The following is a 26,713-nucleotide window of genomic DNA, read 5'->3' as shown; positions in this document are numbered from 1 at the left end:
GCCGGTTCTTGCATCGAGACGGCGGCGGCATAGGGTGATGGCCTATGCCGCGCATCCGCACCGTCCTGTTCATCTGTAGCCAGAACAAGCTGCGCAGTCCGACCGCCGAACAGGTCTTCGCGCGCCGTGAGGACCTGGAGGTGGACTCGGCCGGGACCAATCATGACGCGGAAAACCCGGTCACGGCCGAGACGATCGCCTGGGCCGATATGATCTTCGTCATGGAAAAGGCGCACCGGACCAAGCTCCAGCGGCGCTTTCGCGCGGCGCTGGGTGGCAAGCGGGTGATCTGCCTCGACATCCCGGACGATTTCGCCTTCATGCAGCCCGAGCTGATCGCCCTGCTGGAGGCAAAAGTGGGACGGCATCTGCCCGTATCACCGGGGGCGGGGCGCTGATCCGCCGGTTCGTCCTGTCCGCGATGCTCGCGCTGTTGGGCGGTTGTTCCGGCCCTGCGCCGCCCGAACCCTCGACCCTGATCGTGTGGGCCTGGGAGCGGCCGGAGGACCTGCGCTTCCTGAAGCCGCCGGTCGAGGTGGCGGTGCAGAGCGGTTTCGTCGAACTGGTCGGCGATCAGGTCATGGCGCGCGGGCGTCGCCATCCGCTGCTGGTCGAGCGTCCGCCCGGCATCGCGCTGGTCCATATCCAGATCGACGAGCGTGTGCCGCTCCGCTGGACGCCATCCCTTCGTCAGCGGACGAGCGCGGCGGTGCTTCATTACGCCACGCGCATCCCCGCGCCGATGGTGCAGATCGATTTCGAGGTGCGTGCCTCGCAGCGCCAAGTGTTGCTCGATCTTCTGGGCGATGTCCGGCGCGGTCTGCCCCCGAATGTCCGTCTGTCGATGTCCGCGTTGGCGTCGTGGTGCGATACCGAGGAGTGGCTGGACGCGGCGCCGGTCGATGAGATCGTGCCCATGGTCTTTCGCATGGGGCAGGGGGACCGGACCATGCGGGACCGGCTGGCGAAGGGCGGGGATTTCCGTCATCGTCGCTGCCGGACGGCTCTGGGAATCGCGACCGACACGCCCGTCCGGCGAGCACCGCCGGGGCGGCGCGTCTATCTGTTCGATCCCCGCAGTTGGACGCCAGCAGATTTCACGGCCGTGCGCAGGGAGGTCGAGGGATGGCATTGAGGGGGTGGTGGTCGGCCGGGGGCGTGGCGCTGGTCCTGGCGCTGGTGGGTACGCGGGTCATCGCCTCCGGTGGGCCGCCACCGACACCGCATTATGTCCTGTCCTCTCCGCAGGACGCGACGGAGCGTGCGGCGCTCGCCGAAGGACGGATCGGTATCGTGAAGGCCGATGCGAGCGAGGCGTTGCTCTATCTCGACTGGCGGGCGCTCAACGGGTTGCGTGTCGGCAAGACGGCGGCCGACGCACTGGCCAACCCCTGTTGCGGGCAGCCGCCCAGCCGGACGATGGAAGACTGGATCACCGCGCGGCGGCAGGTGCCGGGCGTGCAGGCGGATATCTATTATGTCCCGACCGAGCGGCAGGGGCCCGACTACACGACGATCCCGACCTGTTTCGACGACGCCTTCCTAACGGCGACCGCGACGCTCAACGACCGGGTGAAGCGCTATGGCGCGGGGTCGGCGGATGTCCGCGCCTGGCTGGCCGGGCAGGACGGCGTGTTCCAGGCGTGCAGCACGCCGGGCGTGACGCTTCCCGCGCTTGCCGCCGCCGCACCGTCCTGGCTGCGCGCCGACCGGGCGTATCAGCTGGCGGCGATCGCGCTCTATGATGGCCGATGGGACGAAGCGGCGAAACGCTTTGCGGCGATCGCACGCGATCCTGCGTCGCCCTGGCAGAAGACGGGGCTTTATCTGGAGGCGCGGGCCACGTTGCGCGGGGCGCTGGCCGCGCGGCGGGCCGACACGTTCGCCGCCGCCCATGCCGCGATCGATCGGCTCGCCGCCGCTCCGGCCGGAACCTATGGCCGGGGCGAGGTAGGGCGGATGCGCCAGATCCTCGAATATCACGAGCGCCCGGCGGCGCTTCTCACGCGGCTCGATCGTGAACTGGGCGAGCGCGATGCTGGGCCGGACGTGGCGGTCGCCTTTCGCGACTACATGACGCTCAGCGACAAGGCGGCGACCAGGCCGGAAGCGGCGGACTGGATACGCACGCTGCAACCCAAAGACCGCAAGGCGGCGTTGGCCCATGCCCAAGAGCGTTGGCGGGCCACGGGCAAGTCCGTCTGGCTGGTCGCGGCGCTTGCGCTGGCCGAGCCCCAAGAAGCGTCGGCGCTGGTCGATGCCGCCGGGCAAGTCGCGGCCACTGACCCCGCATGGCTGACGGTGCAGTATCACGCGATCCGATTGACCATGGCGTCGACCGATCCGGCACGGTTGCGTGAGCAGGTGGATCGGGTGCTGGCGCGGGACGACCTGACCATCTCGGACCGGAATATCTTCACGGCCCTGCGCACCCAGCTGGCGACCTCGCTGGCCGATTTCGCCAGGGTCGCGCTCCGCTCGCCCTATTGCGAGGCGGGCAGCGCGACCTGTATCGACAGCATCTGGCCGGCGGGTGACGGACTGGTCGGGCGAAGGGCGGGGCGGTTCGTCGGTTTCGGGGCGGAGGCGCGGGCGATCATCGACCGGCTGCCGCTGGCGGAGCGTATGACGCTGGCCGGGGACGAGGCCATCCCGCGTGAACTGCGCCTCGACCTCGCGCTGACCAGCTATGGCCGCGCGGTGCAGTTGCAGGACGATGCCGCCATCGACCGATTGGCGTCGATGCTGGAGACGCTGCTGCCGCAACTGGCGACCGACTGGCGGCGGATCGCGCATACGCCTGCGGGAAGCCCCAAGCGCTTTGCCGAGATCTTCGTCATGGCCAAGATTCCCAGCCTTCGTGTCGATCTCGCCGATTACGCCCGGCCGGAAGGGACAGAGCCGCAGTTCAGCGGTTATTGGGAGGACTGGCTGCTCCTGCCGCCGGGGCGCGCGACACAGGCCGGGCGCGTTCCGCCGCCGGGGGCCTATCTGCCCGACGCCTATGGTTATGGCGGCGAACCGGGTGACGCGGAGCAGGAGGCAGCGGATCTGACCTGCCTGACCCGGTGCGGACCGGGGCATGCTCCACTGCATCTGCCCGGCTTCGCGGTGGCGGGACTCGGCCGGGCGCAGGCCGAGCGGCGCTATTTCCTCTATGGCTCGTCAAAGGCCCCGCCGCCTCATGCCCGGTCGCTGTGGGACGACATGCTCGCCTATGTCCGCTCCCATCCGGCCGAACCACGCGGGGCCGAGGCGCTTTACCGCCTGATCCGGGTCGCGCGCTGGGGCGGGAACCACGATCATCTGGGCAAGCGGGCATTCCGCCTGCTGCACGATCGCTATCCCCGCTCCGTCTGGGCGCGCCGGTCGCCCTATTATTACGATTAGGCGCGCCGCTTGCTGATCAGGCGAAGATTTCGGTCAGGCGGTCGACGTCGGGACCGTCCTTCCAATGGCGCAGTTCGATGAAGATCGCCGCGAAGACCAGCGTTGCCCAGGTGATGATGGCCGCCGTGATGACCGATTGCAGCAGCTGCAGCAGGATGGACGGCGACTGGATCGCTGCCGTTTCGACATGGCCGCTAAAGGCGCCGAGCGTACCGCTCGCGGCCATGCTGCCGATGCCGAGCGCCAGCGAGACGAGGAAATAGATCACGATGGCGAGCAGGCCGATGCCGAAGACGCGCCAGCGCGCGCCCTTGGTCAGCGCACGGCTGCGGCCGAAGGCGCCGACAATGCCGGTGCGTTCGGCTACGACCGCAGTCGTGCTGACCGACCACATGACGGCCAGGATGATGCCGGGCACCACGAGGAAGACAAAGCCGAGCCACACTCCGATCAGGAACAGGATCTGGACAGCCAGCAAAGGCAACGCACGCGATACCCCGAGTCGCAGCACCTCGGCGACCCTCGCGGTACGCCCCTGATCGTGGGCGATGGCGACGTGGATCAGCGCTCCATAGGCGACCAGCCAGAGCAGGGCGGCGACGATGCCGTACAGGCCGATGCCCACATACAGCCCCTGATTCGCCTGAGCCGCTCGCCAAGCCGGACCCATCAGCAGGTCTATGATGAGTTGCGGCACGGCAATCAGGACGAAGGTCAGGCCCAGCGTGGCGACAGGGTTGGCCTTGATAACGTTGAAACTGCGTGAAAAGACATTGCCCACGGACAGGCCGTGCGGTGTTTCGGACGTGATGGCGTGACTTGCCATATGCTCTCCCCCCTCAGGTGCGTGGGCATGGTGGCAAGGCCGATCCGCCCTGTCCACCCATCCCGTCGTCCGGCACTCCGACACTATACGATTGCACCGGTCGGTGTTCCGTCTACAGTCGGGGCGGGGCACCGCGACGTCGCTTGGGAGGGCATCATCGCCGGATTGGAACAGAAGGCGGCTGCGGCCGATCGTGTCGCTGCGGCCCACGCCGCGCTGCGCGCCGATCCGTCGATCCAGTTCACGCTTGTCCCGTCGCCCAAGCCGCCCGAGCCGCCGGAGTGGTTGAAGGCGCTGGGGCGGTTTCTGTCCGATCTGTTCCGCCCAATCGGTCGTTTCCTGCGCTGGCTGACCAGCCTGATGCCCGATGCGCCTTATGCCCGCATTCTGCTTTGGGGGCTGATCGCGGTCATCGCCCTCGCGCTGATCTGGATGATCGTGGAGCGGTTGCGCTCGGGCGAGTGGCGCTTGCCGAAACGGCGGCGGACGTCCGAGGCCGCTGCCATGGCCGATGACGATCACTGGGCGCCTGACGTGGCCCCGGCCCGTGCCTGGCTGGCGGCGGCTGATCGGCTGGCCGCCGAGGGACGATTTGCCGAGGCGATCCATTATCTGCTCTTCCACTCGATCGACGATATCGCCCGCCGCCGCCCCGCCTTGCGGCGACCGTCACTGACCAGTCGCGAACTGGCGTCGGCGAGCCTGTTGCCCAGTGCGGTGCGTCCGCTTTTTGCCAGCATCGCCGCACTGGTCGAGCGCAGCCTGTTCGGCGGACGGCCGGTCGGGGCGGACGATTGGGAAGTCGCCCGAGCGGCCTATACCGATCTGGCCCTGCCGCAACGGTGGCGCGCATGAGCGAGCTCGCGATGGGCAGTGGGCGCGGGGCGGCCGATCGACTGTTTACGCCGCTGACGATCGTGCTGATGCTGGTTATCGGCATTATCGGCTTTGCGGGGTCGTTGCTGCTCGGGGCCTATGCGCCCGACCTGCGATCGGGGCAGAATGGCGGCACCCATGCGCTGTCGAATGCCGCGACCGGCTTTTCCGGCATCGTGGAACTGGCGCGCGCGACCGGGCGCAACCCGCGCATCGTGCGAACCGAGGACGGGTGGGACACCGACGATCTGGTCGTGGCGACACCAGACCATGGCATGGTCGATGTCAGCAAGTTGATGACCGCGCGGCAAGGGCGTGCGACGTTGCTTGTCCTGCCCAAATGGGTGGTGAAGGGCGATGAGGATCACAAGGGCTGGGTGACCCAATCGGGCCTGTTGCCTGCGTTCGATCCGGCCCGCATCCTCGCCCCCGCGACCGAGATCGTGGTCACCCGTGTTGCCAGCGGCGGCCGACCGCTCCACGCCGTCGTCTGGGCGCCGCCCGCGCTGAACGTCGCGGCCCCGCGCCCCTTGCAGGTGATGACATCGAAGGCATTGGCCCCGATCGTCACCGACGACGAGGGCGGGATCGTGCTGGGGCAGGTCAAGGGGACCAGCACCTATATCCTGGCCGACCCGGATATCCTGAACAATCACGGCATCCGTCGCCTGGACCGCGCCCGTGCGGCGCTGGCGGTATTTGATTTCGTGCGCGACAACGCGTCCAAGGGGATCGCGTTCGACGTGACGTTGAACGGTCTGGGGCGGGGTCGCAGTCCGCTCAAGCTCGCCTTCGAGCCGCCTTTCCTGGCCATGACGCTGGCCATCGTCGTCGCGCTGGCGCTCGTCGGCTGGCAGGCCATGGTCCGTTTCGGACCGGAGCGTCCCCCCGAACGGGCCATCGCCTTCGGCAAGGCGGCACTGATCGACAACAGCGCGCGGATCGTGCGCAAGGCGGGGCGGGAAGGCGGGCTGGGCCCGCGCTACGCCGCTCTGATCCGCGAACGGGCGCGCACGATCTTCGGCGTGCCCGGCCGCCTGACCGATGCGGAGGCGGATCGCTATCTCGACCGCCTTCAGGGGCAGGGGACCTTCACCGCGCTGGTCGCGGAGGCGTCGCAGGCCCAGCATCCCGACGACATGCTCGCCAGCGCCCAGGCGCTGCACCAATGGCAACAGGAGAAGACACGGTGACGGTTGAAGAGGTCCAGGCGCTGGGGCAGGCGATCCGCGCCGAGATCGGCAAGGCGGTGGTCGGTCACGACACCACGGTCGACCTGTTGCTGGTCGCGCTGTTCGCGGGCGGCCATGTCCTGCTGGAGGGGCCGCCGGGCACCGCCAAGACGCTGCTGGCGCACAGCTTTGCGCAGACGCTGGGCCTGGATTTCGGGCGTATCCAGTTCACGCCCGACCTGATGCCCGGTGATATCATCGGCGCGAACCTGTTCAACTTCCAGACCTCGACCTTCACCCTGACGCGCGGGCCGATCTTCACCGAGCTGCTGCTCGCCGACGAGATCAACCGCACCTCGCCCAAGACGCAAGCCGCGCTGCTGGAGGCGATGCAGGAGCGTACCGTCACCATCGACGGCGAGAGCCTGGCGCTGAGCAGCCGGTTCACCGTCGTCGCGACCCAGAACCCGATCGAGCAGCAGGGCGTCTATCCGCTGCCCGAGGCGCAGCTCGACCGTTTCCTGTTCAAGCAGATCGTGCCCTATCCGACCGCCGAGGAGGAGCGCCGGATTGTCGCCGGGCACGGCGCACGGCCCTCCGCCATGTCGCCGATCGACTGGGGTGTCGAGACGAAGGCCGATGCGGCGACGATCGAGGCGGCGGTGGCGACGGTTGCCCAAGTCCGGCTGGTCGATGAGGTGATCGATTATATCGTGGCGCTGATCCGCGGCACGCGCGGGGTCGCCGATCTGGAGAGCGGTGCCTCGCCGCGTGCGGGCGCGATGCTGGCGGGGGCGGCCAGGGCGCGGGCGGCGCTGGATGGACGCGATTTCGTGATCCCGGACGATGTGAAGACGTTGGCGCCCGCGCTGTTGCGCCACCGGCTGATCCTGTCGCCCGCTGCCGAGATCGGCGGCCGGGCGATCGAGGATGTCGTCGCCCAGATCATCGAGACGATCGAGGCGCCGCGTTGATCTATCCGACCCGCATGGCGGTACTGTCGGCGGCGATCGGGGCTCCGGTCGCGCTGCTGGTCGCGATGCTGTTTCCGGCCACCTGGTATGCGGGGCTTGGCTGGCCGCTGGGCGTGGTATTGCTCGTGCTGGCCGATGCGATGCTGGGCCGGGCACGGGCGCAGGCCGTCATGGAATTGCCGACTTCCGCCGCTGTGGGGGTGCCGTTGGCGGTGCCCGTCGCGCTGACGGTCGAGGGACGACCTGTGAGGGGGCCGGTGCAGCTGGCGGTCGCAGGCGATCCGCTGGTCGCCTGGGCCGACGAAGGGCGGCTCGATATCGCGGTCGAGGGCGGAAAAGGCGTCGGCCTGTTGTCGCTGACCCCGCATCGCCGGGGCACCGCGCATTTCCCGATACTGTGGCTGCGCTGGAGCGGGCCGCTGGGTCTGACTTGGCGCCAGAAGCGGATCGAGGAGGACCGTACCCTGCCGATCCTGCCCGATGTGGAGGCGGTGCGCCGACAAGGCGCGCAGGTGTTTCAGCGTCATGCCGTACAGGGCCTGCTCGCCCAGAGTGATCGCGGCGACGGCAGTGATTTCGACGCGCTGGTCGAGTTTCGGTCGGGCATGGACCGGCGCGCGATCGACTGGAAACAATCGGCCCGTCACCTGAAGCTCTTCGCCAAAGAATATCGGACCGAGCGCAACAGTCAGATCGTGTTTGCGATCGATGCGGGTCGGCAGATGTCCGACCCGGTCGACGGCATCCCGCGCGTCGACCGGGCGGTGTCGGCGGCACTGCTGACCGGCTGGCTCGCACTGAAGCTCGGCGATCGGGTGGCGCTCCATGCCTTTGATTCGCGGCCGCGTGTCGCCAGCGGGTTCATCGGCGGGTCGGCGGCCTTCCCAGAGCTTCAGCATCTGGCCGCGGGGATCGACTATAGCGGGGACGAGACCAACTATACCTTTGCCCTGACGACGCTCGCCGCCCGGCTGACGCGGCGATCGATGATCGTTCTGTTCACCGAATTTACCGATCCAACCTCTGCCGATTTCTTGGTGCGGGCGGTGGCGCGCCTGCTGAAGACGCATCTGGTGCTGGTCGTGGTGCTGCGCGACGACGAGTTAGAAGGCTTTGTCGAGGCTGCGCCCGTCACTCCGGCCGATGTGACCCGCGCGGTGACGGCGGGGGCGCTGCTGCGCGACCGGCGGCTGGTGTTGCTGCGCCTGCGCCATCTGGGCGTGCATGTCATCGAAAGCCCGTATGACGAGGTCGCCGAGCGGCTGGTCGAGGGCTATGTGGACCTCAAGCGTCGGAGCCTGTTGTGAGCGCCTTCGTCGAAGCCGCCCCGCCGCTGGTCAATGCCAGCCGTTTTCGCGCCGCGCATGAAGAGGAGTGGGCGCGGCTGGATGCGCTGCTTCAGCGGATCGAGAAGCGGTCGGTGCGCGTCCTGTCGGAGGACGATCTGCTCGCGCTGCCCGTCTTGTATCGGGTCACCCTATCTTCGCTGTCCGTCGCGCGCGAGACGTCGTTGGACCGCGCGCTGATCGCCTATCTCGAGCAGCTGTGCGCGCGGGCCTATTTCCAGCTTTACGGCGTGTCGGACTCGGTCTGGCGCGATCTGGCGGGCTTCTTTACCCGGGGTTGGCCCAGTGCCGTCGCCTCCCTCTGGCGCGAGACATTGGTCATGCTCTTTCTGACCGTGGCAAGCACGCTGGCCGCTTATTGGCTGGTCCGCGCCGATCCCAGCTGGTTCTACGGCGTCATTCCCGAAGCCTTGGCGGGCGGGCGTGATCCCAGCGCCTCGGCCGAGGCGCTGCGTGCGACGATCTATCAGAACAAGGAAAGCGGGCTGGGCGTCTTTGCCAGCTTCCTGTTCGGTCATAATGCGCAGATCGCGATCTTCGCCTTTGCGCTGGGCTTCGCCTTTGTCGTGCCGACCGCGCTGCTGATCGTCTATAACGGACTGACCCTGGGCGCGATGATCGCGGTGTTCGCCGACAAGGGGCTGGGGCCGAACTTCCTCGCCTGGCTGGCCATTCATGGCACGACCGAGATGTTCGCGATCATGATTTCGGGGGCGGCGGGCATGCGGATCGGGACCGCCATCGCCTTTCCGGGGCGACGGAGCCGAATGGCGGCGCTGGTTGCGGCCGGGCGAACCTCTGCCATCGCGGTGGCGGGCGTTGTCCTGATGCTGGGCGTCGCGGCGATCCTGGAGGGAATCGGGCGGCAGGTGGTGACGAGCGACGGTCTGCGCCTCGGCATCGGCATGGCGGTGCTGGCGATGTGGCTGATCTGTTATTACGGGATCGGGAGGCGACATGCGCTTCATTCGCCGCACTAAGAAAGCCCCGCACACGCTGAAGCGCAGCTTCGTCACGCCGGAGGGCGTCGATCTCCAGCTCGAACTGGGCGGAGCGGGAACGCGGGCTGCGGCCTTCCTGATCGATCTGGTGTTGATGATCGTCGTGCTGATCGCGGCGACCCTCTCGCTATTCCTTTTCAGTCAGGCGACACGCGCGGACGTTGCGGCCATTTTGTGGCTGATCGGAGCCTTCTGCCTGCGCAACGGCTGGTTCGTGCTCTTCGAGATGAGCGGGCGCGGCGCGACGCCGGGCAAGCGGCTGATGGGCCTGCGCGTGATCGCGCGTGACGGTGCCCGGCTGACCGCCGGCGCGGTGCTGGCGCGCAACGCCATGCGCGAGATCGAGATATTCCTGCCGCTATCCTTTCTGGGCGAGCAGGCGGCGTCGGGCACGGCGGATGCCTTTTTGACCATCTTCGCCCTGTCGTGGAGCGGCATCTTCCTGTTCTTTCCGCTGTTCAACCGCGACCGGCTGCGGGTCGGCGATCTGGTCGCGGGCACCTGGGTCGTGCAGACCGTCCGGCACAGCCTGGCCCCGGATCTGGTGGCGGATACGCATCGCCCGCGCCGCGCATTTTCCGATGCGGCGCTGGCGCTCTACGGCGTGTATGAGTTGCAGACGCTGGAGGATGTCATTCGCACTGGTGACGCAGAGGCACGGGGGGCGGTCGCCGCCACGATCCGGCGCAAGGCGGGGCTGGGCGATGATGGCGATGTCGACGGCTTTCTCGCCGATTATTACGCCGCGCTGTGTGCCCGGCTGGAGGGTGGTCTTCTCGTCGGACGTCGCCAGGCCGACAAATACAGCGCGGCCGGGCGGTAAGGCGCGTCAGGCTGCGGCGCGCTCCTCGTCGATGATGGCGCGGGCGACGACGGCGCATTGCCCGCATTTGGGCGGGCGACCGAGCGCCTGATACATTTGGCAGGGGGTGACCGATCCGGCCCGCGCCGCATCGCGAACCTGGGATTCCCGGATGGCATTACACACGCAGACGACCAAGGCGCTCTCCATCTGAAGCACTGCCTTCGTAGCGCTAATGAGAGTGGATCGCAAGGATGTTGCGATGCGTTTGCAAATATTATCGCCTGTTTCCATCGGCTGCCAGTCGCCACAATCGTTCGAGCGGTCCCTGGCCGAACCGGTCGAGCCACGGCTTCGACCATAACAGCATCAACGTCCAGACCGGCGGGATCAGCCAGTAGAGACTCGCCCGATCCCACCGTGCGAACTGGCCCAGGCCATGGCCGTAGAAAATTAGGGTCATCAGCACGCTGGTCCCCAGATAATTGGTGAAAGCCATGCGCCCGGCCGCCGCGATCCGCGTCGTCCACCACGTGCCGGGCCGGAGCAACAGCAGGATCAGCGCGGCATAACCCATGGTGCCGATCAGCCGAAACGGCGTGTCGAGCAGCAACTCACCCAGCGCCACCATGCGTACGTCGAACCCGCTCCACCAGATGGCCGTGGCGGTGGCGGCATAGGCCGGGATGGATAGCCCCAAGCCCCACAAGGCCCAGCGCCGGTAGCGTTCGCGCGACCACTCGCCGGTCAGGAGGCGGGACTTCAGCGCCGCCATGCCCAGCAGCATCGCGCTGAGCGTATCGGGGCCGATCTGGATCAGGTCGAACAGCGGGTTGCCGTTATGGGCGATCCGAAAGGCGGTCGAGGCGGTCCATGGCCCCCGCATCGCCGCGATCTCCGGCATCAGCCGTGCGGCGCCGGGTGTACCGAAGGCGTCCTGATAGAGGTTCCAGAGCATTAGTCGTTGCGGCGTGTTGCGCGCCGACGCCTCGAAAAGCCCGAGGCACTCCAGTCCGGCCATCGTCATCGACAGGCCCGCCATGGCCACAGCGGTCAGCACCAGTGGCCGAACGCCCAGCCCGACAAAGGCCAGCGCGATCACACCGACCAGCGCGTAATGCGCGAGGATGTCACCGGACCAGAAGAAGGTCAGGTGGGCCATGCCGAACAGGAACAGCACCGCCATGCGCCGCAGATGCAGGGCCGCGCCGTTCCGGCCCGCCGCGTCGGCGCGGGTCAGGATCAGCAGGGTCGACGCCCCGAACAGCATCGAGAATAGGCCACGCATCCGGCCGTTCACGAATATCTCGGTCAGGAACCATGCGACCAGATCGCCCCCGCGCGCGCCGCCCCAGGCGAGTGGATTGGAGTAAGCCGGACCGGGCAGCGCAAAGCCGGGCAGATTGGCCAGCAGGATCGCCATCACCGCTACCCCGCGCAGCGCGTCCAGCGTCAGCAGCCGCTCGCGGGACGAGGCCTCGACGGGTGTGGGGATAGGGTCGGGACCGTCGGCCAAGGGAAAGCTCCGTTCAGGCCGGTGGCCTTACCGCCTGGCGCGGGTGATGCAACCGGCGGTGCCGCCGAAGCATTGCCCGATCATGGGATTATCGCCTCGCCTGACCGGACGTGCCACGGCGCGCGCGCATCATTCGCCCGCCGCTTCGGCTTTCCTGCGTCGGATCGAACCGTTCTTTGCGGGCCGCGACGTGACCGGCGGGCCGCTGCTGTTGGCGACGATCCTCGCGCTCGTCCTGACCAACAGTCCCTGGGCGCGAGCCTATGAGGGGTTCTGGGATACGCCCGTGAAGATAGCCTTCGGCGCGCGGCAAGTGGCGCATCCTTTGGCCGAGTGGATCGACCACGCCCTGTTGCCGCTGTTCTTCGTCATCGTCGGGGCGGATGTGAAGCGCGAAATGGTCGCCGGGCCCTTGGCGCGATGGCGGACGGCGGCCTTTCCGCTGGCAGGGGCGGTCGGGGGCATGATCGTGCCGGTGGCACTCTTCCTGCTGGTGGCGGGCGGCACCCCGGCGGCGATGGGGTGGGGGAGCGTCATCACCACCGATACCGCCTTTGGCTTGGCCCTGATCGCATTGTTCGCCACCAGCCTGCCTGCGGGCCTGCGCGCGTTGATGCTCGCCTTTGCCGCTGTCGACGATGTTGGCGGCCTTCTGGTTATCGCCTTTGCCTATAGCGATGCGATCGATCCGGTGGGACTGGCGGTCGCGGCCGGTGCGCTGGCGGGCATCATGGGGTTGCGCCGGATCGGTTGGGTGTCGTCGGTGCCCTATGTCCTGCTCGGGATGGTGGTCTGGGGCGGGGTGCTCGAGTCCGGGATACATGCGACGATCGCCGGGGTCCTGATCGGGTTGACCGTGCCCGTAAAGCCCCGGCTCGCGCAGCGGGACTTTGCTGAACGGGTACAGAAGCCGATCGATGCCTTTCGCGACGCGCATGACGCGGCGGAGCGGACCGAGGACGACGGTCGCGAAGCGGAACTGCGCGACCGCGCCGAGGAGCGGCTGGGCTATCTGCACGAAATGGCGTCGGCCACACGCGAGGCGAGCGGACGGTTGATCGAACTGCTGACCCCTTGGGTCAATTATGTCGTGCTGCCGCTATTTGCGCTGTCCAATGTCCGCATCCATGTTTCGGCCGATCTGCTGGGAATGATCGGCAGTCCGCTGGTGCTGGGCGTAGTGCTGGGGCTGGTCGTCGGCAAGCCGCTGGGCTTTATCAGTTCTACGTGGGCGGCGAGTGCCATGGGGCTGGCGCAGCGCCCCGATCGGGTCAGCTGGCCGATGGTCGCCGGGGTCGGGATGCTGGCGGGGATCGGTTTCACCATCTCGCTGTTCATCGCGGGGCTCGCCTTTGGCGAGGGCCCCCTGCGCGAGGCAGCGTCGCTGGGCGTGGTAATCGCCTCGGTGCTGGCGGCAGCGATCGGCTATGCGACCCTACGCCACTGTGCGGAGCCCCGGCCCGTCGCCGAGGCTCCGTCAGAGGGTTAGGCGAGGGCGGCGTCCGCGCCCATCAGGGCGGGGAAGAAGCCTTCATGCGCACGGCGCAGATCGTCGAGCGAGACAACGAAATCGCCGTCCTCGCGCTCGAAGATCAGGCGCGCGCCCGCCGTGCGGCCGATCCGCTCGACCTCGACGCCCGCCTGATGCGCGTTCGCCAGGAAGTCCATCAACGCGGTATCCTCGACCGTCGCGATGTACAGGCCCTGATCCTCGGCGAAGAGCTGGCGGCAGGCCTCGCCCGTTTCCGGGAACTGGATCAGCGCGCCGATATTTCCCGCGAGCGCCATCTCCGCGACAGTGACCGCGATGCCGCCATCCGAGACGTCATGCACGGCGGTCAGATGGCCAGCGGTGATCGCTTCGCGCACCAGGTCGCCGGTGCGACGCTCGGCATCCAGATTGATCGAGGGAGGCGGACCCGCCTCGCGGCCTTCGATCCCGTGAACCTCGCGCAGCCACAGCGACTGGCCGATCTCGCCCTTGGGGGTGCCGATCAGGACGATGACGTCGCCGGTGCCCTTGAAGGCGACCGTCGCCGACTTGGACCAGTCGGCCATCAGGCCGACGCCGCCGATCGCCGGGGTCGGCAGGATCGCCGAGCCACCGCCGGTCGCCTTCGACTCGTTGTACAGCGAGACGTTGCCCGACACGATCGGATAGTCGAGCGCGCGGCACGCCTGGCTCATGCCCTCGAGGCAGCCGACGATCTGGCCCATGATTTCCGGGCGCTGCGGATTGGCGAAGTTCAGGCAGTTGGTGATGGCGAGCGGCTTGGCACCGACCGCCGTGATGTTGCGCCACGTCTCGACCACCGCCTGCATGCCGCCGGTCACCGGATCGGCATAGCAATAGCGCGGCGTGCAATCGGTGCTCATCGCGAGCCCCTTTTGCGTGCCATGGACACGGACCACGGCGGCGTCGCCACCGGGGCGCTGCACCGTATCGCCGCCGACCATATGGTCATACTGCTCCCAGATCCACCGGCGCGAGGCGATGTCGGGCGAGCCCATCAGCTTCAGCAGATCGGCGGCCGGGTCCTGGCAACCGGGCGAGGTGATCGCGGTAGGCACCTCGGTCGGCACATGCGGACGGTCATAGAGTGGGGCGTCGTCGGCCAGCGGGGCGAGCGGGATGTCGCACACCACCTCGCCCTTGTGGCGCAGGACCATGCGGCCGGTCTCGGTCACGTGACCGATAACCGCGAAGTCCAGTTCCCATTTGCGGAAGATCGCCTCGGCGAAATCCTCGCGGCCTGGCTTCAGCACCATGAGCATCCGCTCCTGGCTTTCCGACAGCATCATTTCGTACGCCGTCATGCCCTCTTCGCGCTGGGGCACGTCGTCCATGATCAACTCGATGCCGACGCCGCCCTTGGACGCCATCTCCACGCTCGAGGAGGTCAGGCCAGCCGCGCCCATGTCCTGGATCGCGATGATCGCGTCCGACGCCATGAGTTCCAGGCACGCCTCGATCAGCAGCTTTTCGGTGAAGGGATCGCCGACCTGCACGGTCGGGCGCTTCGCCTCCGCATCCTCGCCGAAATCGGCCGACGCCATGGTCGCACCGTGAATGCCGTCGCGGCCGGTCTTGGAACCGACATAGACGATCGGATTGCCGACGCCGCTGGCGGCCGAATAGAAGATCTTGTCTTGATCGGCGACGCCCACGGTCATCGCGTTGACCAGGATGTTGCCGTCATAGGCCGGGTGGAAGTTCACCTCGCCGCCCACGGTCGGCACGCCGACGCAGTTGCCGTAACCGCCGATGCCATGGACGACGCCCGAGATCAGGTGGCGCATCTTGGGGTGATCGGGACGGCCGAAGCGCAGCGCGTTCAGGTTGGCGACCGGCCGCGCGCCCATGGTGAACACGTCGCGCAGGATACCGCCGACACCCGTTGCCGCACCCTGATAGGGCTCGATGTACGAGGGATGGTTGTGGCTCTCCATCTTGAAGATGGCGGCCTGGCCGTCGCCGATATCGATGACGCCCGCATTCTCGCCGGGACCGCAAATGACCTGAGGCCCTTCGGTGGGCAGCTTCTTCAGGTGGATGCGGCTCGACTTATAGCTGCAATGCTCGGACCACATGACCGAGAAGATGCCGAGCTCCACGAGGTTCGGCTCGCGGCCCAGCGCGGTCAGGACGCGCTGATATTCTTCTTCGGACAGGCCGTGGTCGGCGACGATCTGGGGCGTGATCTCGGTCATGGCCCGCGCCTTTAACGCGGCGGCGCGGGTTCGTCACTATCGCTGTTGGGGAAGATGCTATCCGAAGTGCATCGATGCCGCGATCACCAGGCCGGTAAAAGCCAGCGCGCCCGCGATCCACCCTGCCCCGGCGCGGATCGCCGCCTCGATCCCCATCGTCGAGGCGGTGGGATTGTCGCTTTCCAGCTTGCGGGTCGTTGCGCGGATCAGGCGGGGTAGGTCGTCGCCCAGCCGGTCCAGTTCCAGTGCGAGCGCGGCCGCGCGCCGGGTCCAGCGTTCGGGCGACAGTCGCGCTTCGACGATCCGCGCGCTGGCCCGGCGCAGGGCGGTGGACAGGTCGAAGTCGGGTTGAATGCCGCTCAGCACGCCGTCGATGGTGATGAGCGCCTTGAACAACAGCAGCATTTCTGGCTGCAGGACGATGCGTTCCTCGCGCAATATGGGGAAGATATCGCCAAGCATCGCCGCCATCCGGATCGGCCCGCCGCCATGCCGCGCGACCAGCCTGTCGGCCACTGCCTGAAAGCGTTCGGGGGCGATATCATCGGTTTGCGACCAATTCTTCAGCGTTTCTGCCAGGAGGCTGGGGTCGCTGTTCGCGATGGACTGGGTGAAGGCGATCACCTCCTCGCGCCGTCGTGGGGACACATGGCCGATCAGCCCCAGGTCGAGCATCGCAATCCGGTTGCCCGGCAGGCAAAGCAGGTTGCCCGGATGCGGATCGCCATGGAACCGTCCGTTGATCAGCGTCATGTCGAGAACGATGTCCGCCCCGGCCGAGGCGATGGCGGCGGGATCGATGCCCGCCTCGCGCAGCTTGGCCGCGTCGCGCGGCGGCACCCCTGCGACGAAATCCATGACCAGCAGGGTTTCGGAACTATAGGCCCAGTGGATCACCGGGACCACAACACGCGGGTCATCGGCGAAATCCTCACGCAGGCGGTCGGCGTTGCGCCCCTCGTTGGTGAAGTCGAGTTCTTCGAGAATATCGCGGCCCAGCTCGCGGATCATGCGGACCGCGCCATAGCGACGCGCTTCGGCATTGGTCACCTCGACCATCGAGGCCAGCTGAGTGAGCAGGCGGAGGTCCGCTTCCATGACCGCCCGGATGCCCGGACGACGGATCTTCAGCACCACTTCGGTCCCGTCGGCCAGCGCGGCGCGGTGGACCTGCGCCATCGAGGCGGCGGCAAGCGGCTCGGCGTCGAACCGGGCGAACGCGGTCTCGGGCGATTCGCCCAGCGTCGCCTCGACCTGTTGGCGAAGCTGGTCGAAGGGCAGGCGCGGCGCGGCGCTGTGCAGCCGTTCCAGCTCGGCAATCCATTCGGGCGGCAACAGGTCGGCGCGCGTCGCCAGGATCTGGCCCAGCTTCACCCAGACCGGGCCGAGCGCCTCCATCGCCTGCCGGGTGCGGGCAGGCAGATCGAACGGGATCGCATCGGGATCGCGCCGCGCGGCGTCGAGCCCCAGCCGCGCGAGCAGGACATCCAGGCCGAAGCGCGAGGTGGTCGCAACCACCTCGCCCAGCCGGGCGCGGTCCCGCGCCGCCACCCGGATCGCGCCCAGCATCATGGCGTCAGGCGTAGGGCGGCTGGGTGAAGCCCGCCGGGCTGAGCGTGAAGATTTCGCAGCCCTCTTCGGTGATGCCGATCGAATGCTCGAACTGCGCTGACAGCGATCGGTCGCGCGTCACCGCCGTCCAGCCATCGTCGAGGAGCTTTACGTCGGGGCGGCCGATATTGATCATCGGCTCGATGGTGAAGATCATGCCGGGCTTCAGTTCGGGACCGGTGCCGGGGCGACCGGCATGCACGACTTCGGGGGCGTCATGGAACAACAGGCCCAGGCCATGGCCGCAGAAATCGCGGACCACGCCGTAGCGGTGCTTTTCGGCATGCTGCTGAATGGCGTGGGCGACGTCGCCCATATGGTTGCCGGGCTTGGCCTGCTCGATGCCGAGCATCAGGCATTCATAGGTCACTTCGACCAGCTTTCGCGCCTTCAGCGGCACGTCGCCGATCAGGTACATACGGCTGGTGTCGCCATGCCAGCCATCGACGATCGGGGTCACGTCGACATTGACGATATCGCCCGCCTTCAGCGTCTTCTCCGACGGGATGCCGTGGCACACGACATGGTTGATCGAAATGCAGGTCGAATGCGCATAGCCGCGATAGCCCAGCGTCGCGGGAACCCCGCCGCGCTCGACGATGAACTGGTGGATCAGCCGGTTGATCTCGGCCGTGGAGACGCCCGGCACCATATGCGGCACCAGCATGTCCAGTGTCTCGGCGGCCAGACGGCCCGCCTTGTGCATGCCGTCGAACGCCTCGCGGCCCCAGAGCTTGATTGCGCCGGTCCGCCCCTGGGGCGCGTCGGCGGAAACGGTCACATAATCGGTCATTCGCGCGATATAGCGTGGCGTCACCGGTTTTGCGAGGCTATGTCCGGGCCATGACATCCGCTTCCGCCCCCGAGCGTATCTGGACCGCCGCACTGGTCATTATCGGCGATGAAATCCTGTCGGGCCGTACCCAGGACAAGAACGTCGTCCAGGTCGCCGCATGGCTGAACGTGCAGGGCATCCGGCTGGCCGAGGTGCGCGTCGTCGCCGACCGGACCGAGGCGATCGTCGAGGCGGTGAGCACGCTGCGTGCGCGCAACGATTATCTGTTCACCACGGGCGGCATCGGGCCGACGCATGACGACATCACGGTCGATGCGATCGCCGAGGCGCTGGGCGTGCCGGTCATCGAACATGCCGAGGCGCGGGCGATCCTGGACCGCTATTACGTTGAGCGCGGCGGCGTCACGCCCGCGCGCGCGCGGATGGCGCGGACGCCGGAGGGGGCCTCGTTGATCGCCAATCGCGTATCGGGCGCGCCGGGCATCCGGGTCGGCAATATCTTCATCATGGCGGGGGTGCCGCATATCACCGCCGGGATGCTCGATGCATTGACCGGCACGCTGGAGGGCGGGCGGCCCGTGGTGTCGGGCACCATCGGCTGCTGGGTCGGCGAAAGCGAGGTCGCGGACCTGCTGCGCACGGCGGAAAAGACGCATGAAGGCGTGGCGATCGGCAGCTATCCCTTTTTCCGCGAGGGGCGGACGGGCGCCAATTTCGTCGTGCGCAGCCCCGATCCCGATCAGGTCGAGACATGCCTGAACGACCTGACCGCCGCCCTGGAGGCGCAGGGGCATGACGTCGTACCGGGGGGAATCTGACACCGATGGCGGCACCGGTTCTGGTGACGGGCGTGGCGGGCTTTATCGGCCATGCCACAGCGCATCGGCTGCTCGCGCGCGGCGAGACGGTCGTCGGCGTCGATATCCTCAACGATTATTACGACCCGGCCCTGAAACAGGCGCGACTGGCGAGTCTGGAGAACAAGGCGGGCTTTGCCTTCCACCGGATGGATGTGGCCGATGCCGGTGCCATTGCGGCGTTGATGCGCGATCACGGCATTACGCGTGTGGTCCATTTGGCGGCGCAGGCGGGTGTGCGACACAGCATCGACCATCCGTTCGATTATGAGCGGTCGAACCTTGCCGGGCATCTCGCCATCCTGGAGGCCTGTCGCCACCAGCCCGGATTTGCCCACCTCGTCTACGCCTCGTCCAGCTCGGTCTATGGCGACAAGCCGATGGGCGGCGCAGGCTTCAGCGAGGATGAGCCGTCGGTGTCGCCGGTTTCCCTCTATGCCGCGACAAAGCGCGCCTGCGAGTTGATGAGCCAGTCCTATGCGACGCTCTACGGCTTTCCGCAGACGGGGCTGCGCTTCTTCACCGTCTATGGGCCATGGGGTCGGCCGGACATGGCCTATTTCTCGTTCACCCGAAAGATCGTCGCGGGCGAGCCGATCGAGGTGTTCGGCGAGGGCCGGATGGCGCGCGACTTCACCTATATCGACGACATTGTCGACGGGATCGTCGGTGCGCTGGACCATCCGCCGCAGGGTGGCGATCACCGCCTGATGAATATCGGGAACAGCACGCCCGTCGGGCTGATGACGATGATCGAGACGCTGGAACGGACGATCGGGCGCGAGGCGGTGAAGATCATGAAGCCGATGCAGCCCGGCGACGTGACCGCGACCTATGCCGATGTGTCGAAGCTGAACGCGCTGACCGGCTATGACCCCCAGACCGATCTGGACGAGGGGCTGGAGCACTTCGTCCGCTGGTACAAGGGCTATTACGGCGTGTGATCGGCCCCGTCGTCACGCCGCCTGCGCGTGGGCGGGTGCGTACCACAGCATCGGATCGTTCATCGACTGGACGCTGATCCAGCTATACGGCACCTTCGACCAGTTGGTGACATAGGGCGAACGCCCGTCCAGCACGACATCCTCCACCTCGGTCCGCGCGACCAGCACCGTGTGCAGGCCCGCATCGCGTGAATAGACGACGGCAAAGGCCAGTCGATCCGGCGGAAAGCCCGCAGCGATCAACTCGGCCCGCTTTTCGATGGCCAGATCCTCGCAATCGCCGACCGCGTTCCTGCCGTCGCCACTCCGCCGCCACAGTTCGCCAACGCCATAGATTTCGGCATCGGTGCGCTGGCGAACCCGGCTGTTCACATGGTGGTTCACCTGTTTGAGCATGGCCCTCAGCTCCGCCTCCGGCAGGGCCGTGGACGAGGGGGCGGCCGTGGACGTGTCCGGCACCGAAGTGGGCGGTGCGGGCGTTTCGGGCAAGGTAAACGAACAGAGCTGCGTCGAAACCGCCGACAGCATGCTGGCGATCGCACCGGGCGCGCAAGGGGCGGGCCGAACCCACAGGCTCGCGTTCGACGGTCGTTCGGTGGAGCGTTCCGGGAACAAGGCAAGGTCTTCGACGCGTCGCTCTGGCCGGGCAACCGCGTGCACGAGATCGGGCGGGGTAAAGCTCGGCCACGCTGTGGCGGCGCTCGGCAACGAGGGGGCAGCCGGCGGACAGCCGTCCGCCGCCGGTTCGGCGCTATCTTGGAAGACGGTCAGGTGCGCGTTCAACCTTTGGCCTATACCCAATCGCGGATCGATCGGCGGAGGCGGACACGGCGCGGGCGTTAGTGAAACGGGTCCTAAGACCGGCAGCGCCGATGTCATATCGGACGAGGGGGCAGGGTAACGTGGGGCGCTACCGCCCGCCCGCTCGCTCAAGCCTGCCGTGACTAGGGTGGCGCTCGCCACCAGCGGTCGGGTGGGCGAGCAAAAGCCGGGCTCGGTTCCGCTTTCGCACATCTCGACAAAGCCACGCGGCGCGGCGGTCGCCTGGCCCGGCTGGATGAAGCCACCGGGCAGATCCTTGGCCTGCGCCTCGCTCGCGCACAACGTCGCCACCGCCAGGGTCAGCAGGGCGGATTGCGTCGTCGTTCGGGCAGATAATGAAACCATGCCGATCTCCTCGAAATCGAGAGAGACCGTGGCGGATCAGCCATTGCGTGCAGGTTCAGGGGAAAGGTTTAACCGTCATTCACCATTTTCACAGGTAACGCAGCGCGCCGTCGACAGAGCGGATGCGGATCGGACGGCGCGATCCTTGGGTTTAGCCGAGCAGGTCGACGAGGATCGCCGCGATGAGCGTCCAGCACAGAATGGCCAGGCCAAGAATGGTCGCGACCTTTGCGGGGCTGATCTGGCGGATGCCGTCGAGCACGTCGATGTCGCTGACCCAGCCATCGATCCTGTCGGCGGCCATGGACCGGGATGGCCCGGAAAAGACCGGCCGCGTCGCGGAGACAGTCGCTGCGCGGTGCTGAACGTCGGGCATTGCGAAAACCTTGTGCGTGGGGCCGTCGCTTATAGAACGGACACGCTTGCCGGCCTTTTAAGATATCGTGACAAAAGCGGCATGTCGCTCTGTCTGCGGCGCAGTCCAGCGCCGCCCGACCTCAATATGTATTGTGGTGAACGACGACGCCAAAGGTCATGAACAGAATGCGTATGTCGCGCCACAGCGACCAGTTGGACGCATATTCCAGATCGGACTGGAGCCGCTTTGTCAGGTCCTCGCGCAGCACGGTCGAGCCGCGTAGGCCGCGTACCTGCGCCAAGCCCGTGATGCCGGGCTTCAGGACGTGGCGATGCCAGTAGCTCTCGTCGACGTCCCAGAAAAGCCTGTCCCCCGCCAGCGAGGCCAGCGCATGCGGGCGCGGACCGACCAGACTCATCGAGCCGCCGAGGACGTTAAAGAGCTGCGGCAACTCGTCGATGCTGGTCTTTCGGATCAGGCGGCCGACGCGGGTGACGCGCTTGTCCTGTCGCTGCGTCGAGCGCGCGCCCTGCGAGTCGGCCTGGGCGACATGCATCGAGCGAAACTTGATGATATCGAAATAGGCGTTGTTGCGCCCGATCCGCCGCTGCCGGAAAAAGACGGGGCCGGGGCTGTCGAGCTTGATCGCGACGCTGACCAGAACGAGGATCGGTGCCAGCGCGACGATGATCGGAACGCACAGCGCCAGGTCGAAAGTGCGCTTCAATAGACGCTGCTGCACGTCGAGCGGACCGGCCGCCACCTTGACCGTATCGTACTGGCCCAATTTGCCCAACCCGATCGCACCGAACCGGCCGAGCGTGTCGACCACGATCTCGCCCTGGGCGTGGCCGCCCTTCAACATCATCGCCCAGTTCTGGTAACGCTCGGCGGTTGAGATCACGACCACCCGGTCGATGCCGTGCAGAAGCGCGGCGAACCGGTTAAACATGGCGGGGTCGCGCAGGTCGGGCACCAGGTTGATCGCGGCGGCATCGATCATCTGGGCACCGGGTACCGGAGCCGCCTCCACGCCGTCGACGATCACCAGTTCCCGCCAGATCTGGGTCGGCCAGATCCGCGCGATGACCGATCGGAAGGTCAGGCGACCGGCGACGATCAGGGCGACGGTCAACGCCATCACGCAGGCCAGGGCCAGTCGCGAAATCTGCTGCTCCACCCGGAAGAAGTAGGAGATCAGGAACAGGATCGCGAAGGTGAAGATCACCGCGCGCACCGCAGCGGATAGGCTGCCCGCCCGCGCCCGCAAGGCATGTCCGCCATAGGCCCTCGTGCCCATCGCCATGCCAATATAGATCGGCATCGCGATCGCCATGACCGAGAACCAGCTGCCGACCAGCGTCTTCAACGGCTCGATGATCGCAAAGGCGAGCATGAAGGCGATCAGGTCGACGCCCATCAACAGGAAGGTGAGCCGCAGTCGAAGGGCGAAGGGCGTCAGACCCCGTCCGCGTTCCGCGTCACGATCCGCCATGCCGCCACCCGCGACCCGCAAGACGGCGCGCTCCACCACATGTTCAATCCCTTCGGACAACCAAAGGCTCCAATATATCCATGCGATCTAGCGTTGGACGCATTCGAAGTACGGCTCTTCGTCCCCCGCAGGAGCATCCGACGTTGGGGCTATTACAAAAGCCACACCCCGACAACGCACGAAAAAGGAGGTGCCGGGACAGCGATCGGGCCGCAGCGTCATCTGTGCGCCAGTGCGGCTTCGTGCCACGGCCAGGACCCTCGGCGTGTAGGGGCGGGGTGAATTAATCGCTGCATTGGAATATCTTACGCGCCATCATCAAAATGCTGATGGCGGCATTGATTATCGAGATAGCCAAATTGGTGCGGATTAACGGGATATTAAGCGGCTGCGTGGCACCATGGTTTCGTCCCCATCATGGTTGGATCGTCTCGATATGACACAGCTCGCACATCAGGCCGCGCTTACTCGCCCCGACCGCCGGACTCATGTCCGCACCGATGTCGGGCAGCGGGCCGTGCTGCGGCGGGACGGGCAGGCGCCGTCGCCAGTCACCATCGTCAACGTGGCGCGCGAAGGCTGTGCGTTGAGCGTCGAGGCGGAGCTCGAACCGCGCCAATTGGTCGAAATCGACATGGCCGGGCTGGGGCCGGTCAGCGGCCGGATTATATGGCGGTCTGCCAGCGCCTATGGATGTCGTTTCGACGAGGCATTGCCGGCGGGTGCGATCACGCAGTTGCTTCTGGCCGAGGATGACGGGGCTGTCGGTGCGAATATCATGCCGGGACCCCTATCGCGGGCAAAGGTCAGCCCCGGACTTACGCTGGCCGTCCTGACCGGGATGGTGATTTGCACCTGGGCCGGTCTCGCCGAGGTTGTCCTGCAATTCGCCTGAGCGCGCGTCGTTAATCGTTAGCGCTGGCTGAAATGATAGCGGCTCGCATAGACGACGCTGCGCAGGCATTCCTGCTCGCTTCGGCCCAGCGTCGGGGAGACGTCCATGCGCACCGCATTGTTGAGCTGTGGAACAAGGGCGAACTGCCAGGATTGAACGCGGCAAACCTGCGCCATCCCTGCGGTAAGCGCGGGCAGGGTGCGCGCTTTCGCCACCGCCGCAATCTCCAGCTTGCGCACATCGGCAGAGCGCGTGTCCCGGGCAGGCTCCGTCACCTCGGCATCGGGCACGGGTAGCGGGCGACGGTTCGACTGGGCGAAACCCATGGTCGCGGTCGTCACAAACAGCAGTGCCGATATCGGCCGATAGATTGATCGCCAGGTCATGGCGTCCTTTATAGCGGCGGTCCGGGCAGGCCGATTGCGCCGACATGGCGCCGACTGTCCACGAATGGGACGATGCTGCGCCTGCGTTGTTGCTGCTGCCACGGGGCTACAGTATCCCTTGCCGTGTCAGGGGGAATTTTCATGCGGTTTGCCAAGTTCTTCTTGTTGCTCATCGGCTGTACGATGCCTGCCATGGCCCAGACGGCGGCGGGCAGCGGGTCGGCGCCAGCGCGACAGGTCGATGCGGGTCCCGCCGCCGAATCTTCGGGTGACTACAGGCTGGGCACGGCCGACAAGGTGCGGGTGATCGTCTATAACGAGCCCACCTTGTCGGGGGAGTTCACGGTCAGCGATAATGGCACGCTGTCGCTGCCGCTGATCGGCGACGTGCCCGCCAATGGCCGTTCACCGCGTGAGGTGGCATCGGACATTCAGGCCAAGCTGGCCGACGGCTATCTGCGCGAACCGCGGGTCAGCCTGGACGTGTTGACCTATCGCCCCTTCTACATTCTGGGCGAGGTCACCAAGCCGGGTGAATATGCCTATTCCAACGGGCTGACTGCACTGAACGCGGTCGCCCGCGCGCAAGGGTTCACGTACCGCGCCAACAAGCGGAAAGTGTATCTGAAGCGCGCCGGGGAGTCCGCCGAGAAGGAAGTCAATATCGATGGCCTGGAAATCAGGCCCGGTGACACGTTGCGTATCGGTGAACGGTATTTCTGACCGGTCGGGGACCGGCAGTTCTAGAAATTATAGGCCTAACGGCAAAACAGGGGGAATTATGACGGCAACGAGGTTGGCCGCCTGGGCGGCGCTTGGGTTCATGGTTGCGGGCGAAGCACAGGCGCAGCAGACGCCACCGACTACGGTCGTGCAGGCCGATCCGGCGGCCGTCACCGCGCTCGCCAATGCGATCCAGCAGGCGCTGGCCGCACTGCCCGCCAACGCGTCGAAGGCGGACATCGAAGCCGCGATTGCCTTTCAGGTATCGCAGTCGGGTCAGCCGAACGCGGTTGTCCTTGCCGCGCTGAACCAGGTCGCCAGCCAGTCGCCCAAGTTCGCCGGTTCCGTGAAGGGCTATGCCCAGAAGGTCGCGCGCGGCGAGGGCGAGGCGGGCACGGGCGCGCTGGCCCAGCGCCAGTCGCTGTCCACCCAGTCGCTGGGTGCCGGTCCTTCGGGCGGCGGCGGCGGCACGTCGGATTATTCGCGTCGGCCGTAAGGCAGACCTCTCCCATCCTATCGGAGGGCTGTCATGCCTTGGACCTCCAAATTTCTTCCCTGCGTCGCCGGTCTGGGCGTCGTAGCGTTTTCGCCCGCCTCTGCTCAGGTGGCGCCGCCGCCGCCGGTCATGATCGGCACGCCCGCCTTCCAGTCGGCGATCCCGTTCGACTATCGTCGCGGGCGCAACGAAAGCGTGCTCGATCGCCAGCGTCCGCTGTTTCAGCCGCTCGGCATCCCTGCTGGGGGCTTTACGCTGTATCCGGCACTGTCGGTGACGACCGGATACGACAATAACGTCTATCAGGCGCAGACCAACAAGACGGCGGACGGTCTGGTCACGGTCAATCCGTCCGTGAACCTACTGTCGAACTGGTCGCGGCACAGCCTGGCGATCGATGGCGCAGGCACGATCACGCGCTACTTCAAGCAGTCGCCGCGTGACGAGAATGGCTGGACGACTGGTGCGCAGGGACGCCTGGACGTCGGCGGCGACGATTCGGTGACGCTGGGCGCGCGCACCAGCAAGATCTACGAATCCCAATTCTCCGGTTCGGCGATCCAGAATGTGCGCAGTTCGGTGCCGATCCAGATGTCGGTCGCCCGTGCGGTGGCAGATTTCCGCTTCACCCGGCTGCGCACCGTCCTGTCGGGCGATTACACCGACTTCGCCTATCGAACGGTCACCGCCAGCGACGGCACGCCGTTCAGCCAGAGCAGCCGTAATCGCGGCATTGCGCGCGCCATCGGCCATGCCGAATATGGCCTGACCCCGGACACGGGCGTCTTCGGCGAGCTGGTCTATACCAATACCAGCTACCGCAATGAGCTGTTCCCGGGCATTCCCAACCGTTCGTCCAATCAGGTTCAGGCGCTAGCGGGTCTGTCGACCGATCTCAGCGAGCTTCTGCGCGGCAGCATCGGCATCGGTTACATCAACCGCAAATATGAGGCCGCCCGGTATCGCACGGTCGCGGGCCTGTCGTTCAACGGGAAGATCGAATATTTCCCGTCGCAGCTGACCACCGTCACCTTGTCGGGGCGGCGCGAGGTGGACGATGCCAGCCTGATCGGCACCAGCGGCTTCTTCGCGACCAACGCGGCGCTGCGCATCGATCACGAGCTGCTGCGCAACCTGCTGGTCAATATCGGCGCGGATCTGGAATTCGATGATTACCGCGACTTTTCGGGACGCGCGACATCGTTCCGTACGTCGGCAGGCGGACAGTATCTGGTCAACCACCAGCTGTCGATCAACGGCCAGCTCTTCTACGGCCGACGCACCACCAACAGCCCCCTGGCGGGGCCGGAACTGTCCCAGGCCAAGGCGCTGATAGGCATCTCCTACCACCCCTGAGCCCCGTAGCATTCG

The 26,713-nt window shown here is 66.7% G+C and carries 26 protein-coding genes; 16 read left to right on the top strand and 10 right to left on the bottom strand.

The window, feature by feature from the left end:
• The first annotated feature begins 44 nt into the window (after nt 1-44).
• Genes SSA01S_RS01820 through SSA01S_RS01810 form a run of 3 tightly spaced genes read left to right on the top strand, consistent with a single transcriptional unit; the run spans nt 45 to nt 3,390 of the window.
• Nucleotides 45-398 (top strand): low molecular weight protein tyrosine phosphatase family protein, encoded by a 354-nt coding sequence (locus SSA01S_RS01820; RefSeq protein ID WP_156477625.1) that lies wholly within the window; start codon nt 45-47, stop codon nt 396-398.
• A 23-nt stretch (nt 399-421) separates the two neighbouring features.
• On the top strand, nt 422-1,135 hold the full coding sequence (locus tag SSA01S_RS01815) for a hypothetical protein (protein WP_082794877.1): 714 nt from the start codon (nt 422-424) through the stop codon (nt 1,133-1,135).
• Nucleotides 1,126-3,390 (top strand): hypothetical protein, encoded by a 2,265-nt coding sequence (locus SSA01S_RS01810; protein ID WP_061778959.1) that lies wholly within the window; start codon nt 1,126-1,128, stop codon nt 3,388-3,390. The genes SSA01S_RS01815 and SSA01S_RS01810 overlap by 10 nt, the downstream gene beginning before the upstream one ends.
• A 16-nt stretch (nt 3,391-3,406) precedes the next feature.
• Here the strand turns inward: SSA01S_RS01810 and SSA01S_RS01805 are convergent, their stop codons facing one another.
• Nucleotides 3,407-4,216 carry a DUF7847 domain-containing protein gene (locus tag SSA01S_RS01805; RefSeq protein WP_061778958.1) on the bottom strand — a complete coding sequence of 270 codons (810 nt, stop codon included), beginning with the start codon at nt 4,214-4,216 and terminating at the stop codon, nt 3,407-3,409.
• Between the two features lie 165 nt (nt 4,217-4,381).
• Here SSA01S_RS01805 and SSA01S_RS01800 point away from each other — a divergent pair, with 165 nt between their 5' ends.
• From SSA01S_RS01800 to SSA01S_RS01775, 6 genes are read left to right on the top strand one after another with little or no spacing between them, the layout of a single operon-like run.
• On the top strand, nt 4,382-5,071 hold the full coding sequence (locus tag SSA01S_RS01800) for a DUF4129 domain-containing protein (RefSeq protein WP_240954793.1): 690 nt from the start codon (nt 4,382-4,384) through the stop codon (nt 5,069-5,071).
• Complete coding sequence (locus SSA01S_RS01795) at nt 5,068-6,285, top strand: hypothetical protein (RefSeq protein ID WP_061779083.1); 1,218 nt, start codon at nt 5,068-5,070, stop codon at nt 6,283-6,285. The genes SSA01S_RS01800 and SSA01S_RS01795 overlap by 4 nt, the downstream gene beginning before the upstream one ends.
• Complete coding sequence (locus tag SSA01S_RS01790) at nt 6,282-7,238, top strand: AAA family ATPase (RefSeq protein ID WP_061778957.1); 957 nt, start codon at nt 6,282-6,284, stop codon at nt 7,236-7,238. The genes SSA01S_RS01795 and SSA01S_RS01790 overlap by 4 nt, the downstream gene beginning before the upstream one ends.
• Nucleotides 7,235-8,545 (top strand): DUF58 domain-containing protein, encoded by a 1,311-nt coding sequence (locus tag SSA01S_RS01785; RefSeq protein ID WP_061778956.1) that lies wholly within the window; start codon nt 7,235-7,237, stop codon nt 8,543-8,545. Before SSA01S_RS01790 ends, SSA01S_RS01785 begins: the two co-directional genes overlap by 4 nt.
• Nucleotides 8,542-9,564, top strand: a complete 1,023-nt coding sequence (locus tag SSA01S_RS01780; RefSeq protein WP_061778955.1) for a stage II sporulation protein M — start codon at nt 8,542-8,544, stop codon at nt 9,562-9,564. The genes SSA01S_RS01785 and SSA01S_RS01780 overlap by 4 nt, the downstream gene beginning before the upstream one ends.
• The gene (locus SSA01S_RS01775; RefSeq protein ID WP_061778954.1) at nt 9,542-10,408 is read left to right on the top strand and encodes an RDD family protein; all 867 of its coding nucleotides are present in this window, start codon (nt 9,542-9,544) and stop codon (nt 10,406-10,408) included. Before SSA01S_RS01780 ends, SSA01S_RS01775 begins: the two co-directional genes overlap by 23 nt.
• 6 nt (nt 10,409-10,414) lie before the next feature.
• Here SSA01S_RS01775 and SSA01S_RS01770 read toward each other — a convergent pair whose 3' ends face one another.
• Both SSA01S_RS01770 and SSA01S_RS01765 read right to left on the bottom strand, forming a co-directional pair.
• Nucleotides 10,415-10,585 (bottom strand): (2Fe-2S)-binding protein, encoded by a 171-nt coding sequence (locus tag SSA01S_RS01770; RefSeq protein ID WP_058716653.1) that lies wholly within the window; start codon nt 10,583-10,585, stop codon nt 10,415-10,417.
• Nucleotides 10,586-10,664: 79 nt separating this feature from the next.
• Nucleotides 10,665-11,903 (bottom strand): DUF418 domain-containing protein, encoded by a 1,239-nt coding sequence (locus SSA01S_RS01765; RefSeq protein ID WP_240954792.1) that lies wholly within the window; start codon nt 11,901-11,903, stop codon nt 10,665-10,667.
• 82 nt (nt 11,904-11,985) lie between these two features.
• On the opposite strand from SSA01S_RS01765, the gene nhaA reads away from it, so the two are divergent.
• Nucleotides 11,986-13,392, top strand: coding sequence for a Na+/H+ antiporter NhaA (gene nhaA / locus SSA01S_RS01760; protein ID WP_061779080.1), 1,407 nt, complete (start codon nt 11,986-11,988; stop codon nt 13,390-13,392).
• Here the strand turns inward: nhaA and purL are convergent.
• From purL to map, 3 genes are read right to left on the bottom strand one after another with little or no spacing between them, the layout of a single operon-like run.
• Nucleotides 13,389-15,614 carry a phosphoribosylformylglycinamidine synthase subunit PurL gene (gene purL / locus SSA01S_RS01755; RefSeq protein ID WP_061778953.1) on the bottom strand — a complete coding sequence of 742 codons (2,226 nt, stop codon included), beginning with the start codon at nt 15,612-15,614 and terminating at the stop codon, nt 13,389-13,391. The genes nhaA and purL overlap by 4 nt on opposite strands.
• A gap of 57 nt (nt 15,615-15,671) precedes the next feature.
• Nucleotides 15,672-17,183: an ABC1 kinase family protein gene (locus SSA01S_RS01750; protein ID WP_061779079.1), complete on the bottom strand. Its 1,512-nt coding sequence runs from the start codon at nt 17,181-17,183 to the stop codon at nt 15,672-15,674.
• A 7-nt stretch (nt 17,184-17,190) separates the two neighbouring features.
• The gene (gene map, locus SSA01S_RS01745) at nt 17,191-18,018 is read right to left on the bottom strand and encodes a type I methionyl aminopeptidase (RefSeq protein WP_058752992.1); all 828 of its coding nucleotides are present in this window, start codon (nt 18,016-18,018) and stop codon (nt 17,191-17,193) included.
• A gap of 50 nt (nt 18,019-18,068) precedes the next feature.
• Here map and SSA01S_RS01740 point away from each other — a divergent pair, with 50 nt between their 5' ends.
• Nucleotides 18,069-18,839: a competence/damage-inducible protein A gene (locus tag SSA01S_RS01740; RefSeq protein WP_061778952.1), complete on the top strand. Its 771-nt coding sequence runs from the start codon at nt 18,069-18,071 to the stop codon at nt 18,837-18,839.
• A gap of 5 nt (nt 18,840-18,844) precedes the next feature.
• Entirely contained in the window at nt 18,845-19,822 is a 978-nt protein-coding gene (locus SSA01S_RS01735) for an NAD-dependent epimerase/dehydratase family protein (RefSeq protein WP_061778951.1), read from the top strand.
• Between the two features lie 12 nt (nt 19,823-19,834).
• Here the strand turns inward: SSA01S_RS01735 and SSA01S_RS18980 are convergent, their stop codons facing one another.
• From SSA01S_RS18980 to SSA01S_RS01720, 3 genes are all read right to left on the bottom strand, one after another.
• Nucleotides 19,835-20,989 (bottom strand): transglutaminase-like cysteine peptidase, encoded by a 1,155-nt coding sequence (locus SSA01S_RS18980; protein WP_082794875.1) that lies wholly within the window; start codon nt 20,987-20,989, stop codon nt 19,835-19,837.
• Nucleotides 20,990-21,140: 151 nt separating this feature from the next.
• Nucleotides 21,141-21,293 carry a hypothetical protein gene (locus SSA01S_RS19405; protein ID WP_156477624.1) on the bottom strand — a complete coding sequence of 51 codons (153 nt, stop codon included), beginning with the start codon at nt 21,291-21,293 and terminating at the stop codon, nt 21,141-21,143.
• Nucleotides 21,294-21,486: 193 nt separating this feature from the next.
• Entirely contained in the window at nt 21,487-22,902 is a 1,416-nt protein-coding gene (locus SSA01S_RS01720) for an exopolysaccharide biosynthesis polyprenyl glycosylphosphotransferase (RefSeq protein WP_156477623.1), read from the bottom strand.
• A gap of 376 nt (nt 22,903-23,278) precedes the next feature.
• Here SSA01S_RS01720 and SSA01S_RS01715 point away from each other — a divergent pair, with 376 nt between their 5' ends.
• Complete coding sequence (locus SSA01S_RS01715; protein ID WP_061778947.1) at nt 23,279-23,737, top strand: PilZ domain-containing protein; 459 nt, start codon at nt 23,279-23,281, stop codon at nt 23,735-23,737.
• A 17-nt stretch (nt 23,738-23,754) separates the two neighbouring features.
• Here the strand turns inward: SSA01S_RS01715 and SSA01S_RS01710 are convergent, their stop codons facing one another.
• Entirely contained in the window at nt 23,755-24,123 is a 369-nt protein-coding gene (locus SSA01S_RS01710) for a hypothetical protein (protein ID WP_061778946.1), read from the bottom strand.
• 141 nt (nt 24,124-24,264) lie between these two features.
• Between SSA01S_RS01710 and SSA01S_RS01705 the strand changes: the two genes are divergently transcribed.
• Genes SSA01S_RS01705 through SSA01S_RS01695 form a run of 3 tightly spaced genes read left to right on the top strand, consistent with a single transcriptional unit; the run spans nt 24,265 to nt 26,698 of the window.
• Nucleotides 24,265-24,846 carry a polysaccharide biosynthesis/export family protein gene (locus SSA01S_RS01705; RefSeq protein WP_061778945.1) on the top strand — a complete coding sequence of 194 codons (582 nt, stop codon included), beginning with the start codon at nt 24,265-24,267 and terminating at the stop codon, nt 24,844-24,846.
• 58 nt (nt 24,847-24,904) lie between these two features.
• Nucleotides 24,905-25,342, top strand: coding sequence for a hypothetical protein (locus tag SSA01S_RS01700; protein WP_082794874.1), 438 nt, complete (start codon nt 24,905-24,907; stop codon nt 25,340-25,342).
• A gap of 33 nt (nt 25,343-25,375) precedes the next feature.
• On the top strand, nt 25,376-26,698 hold the full coding sequence (locus SSA01S_RS01695; protein ID WP_082794873.1) for an outer membrane beta-barrel protein: 1,323 nt from the start codon (nt 25,376-25,378) through the stop codon (nt 26,696-26,698).
• The last annotated feature ends 15 nt before the right edge of the window (nt 26,699-26,713 follow it).

Origin of the sequence: Sphingomonas sanguinis NBRC 13937 (assembly GCF_001591005.1) — a bacterium.
Taxonomy (GTDB): Bacteria; Pseudomonadota; Alphaproteobacteria; order Sphingomonadales; family Sphingomonadaceae; genus Sphingomonas; species Sphingomonas sanguinis.
Note: the sequence above shows the minus strand (reverse complement) of the source record. Positions and strands in the feature narration are given on the sequence as shown.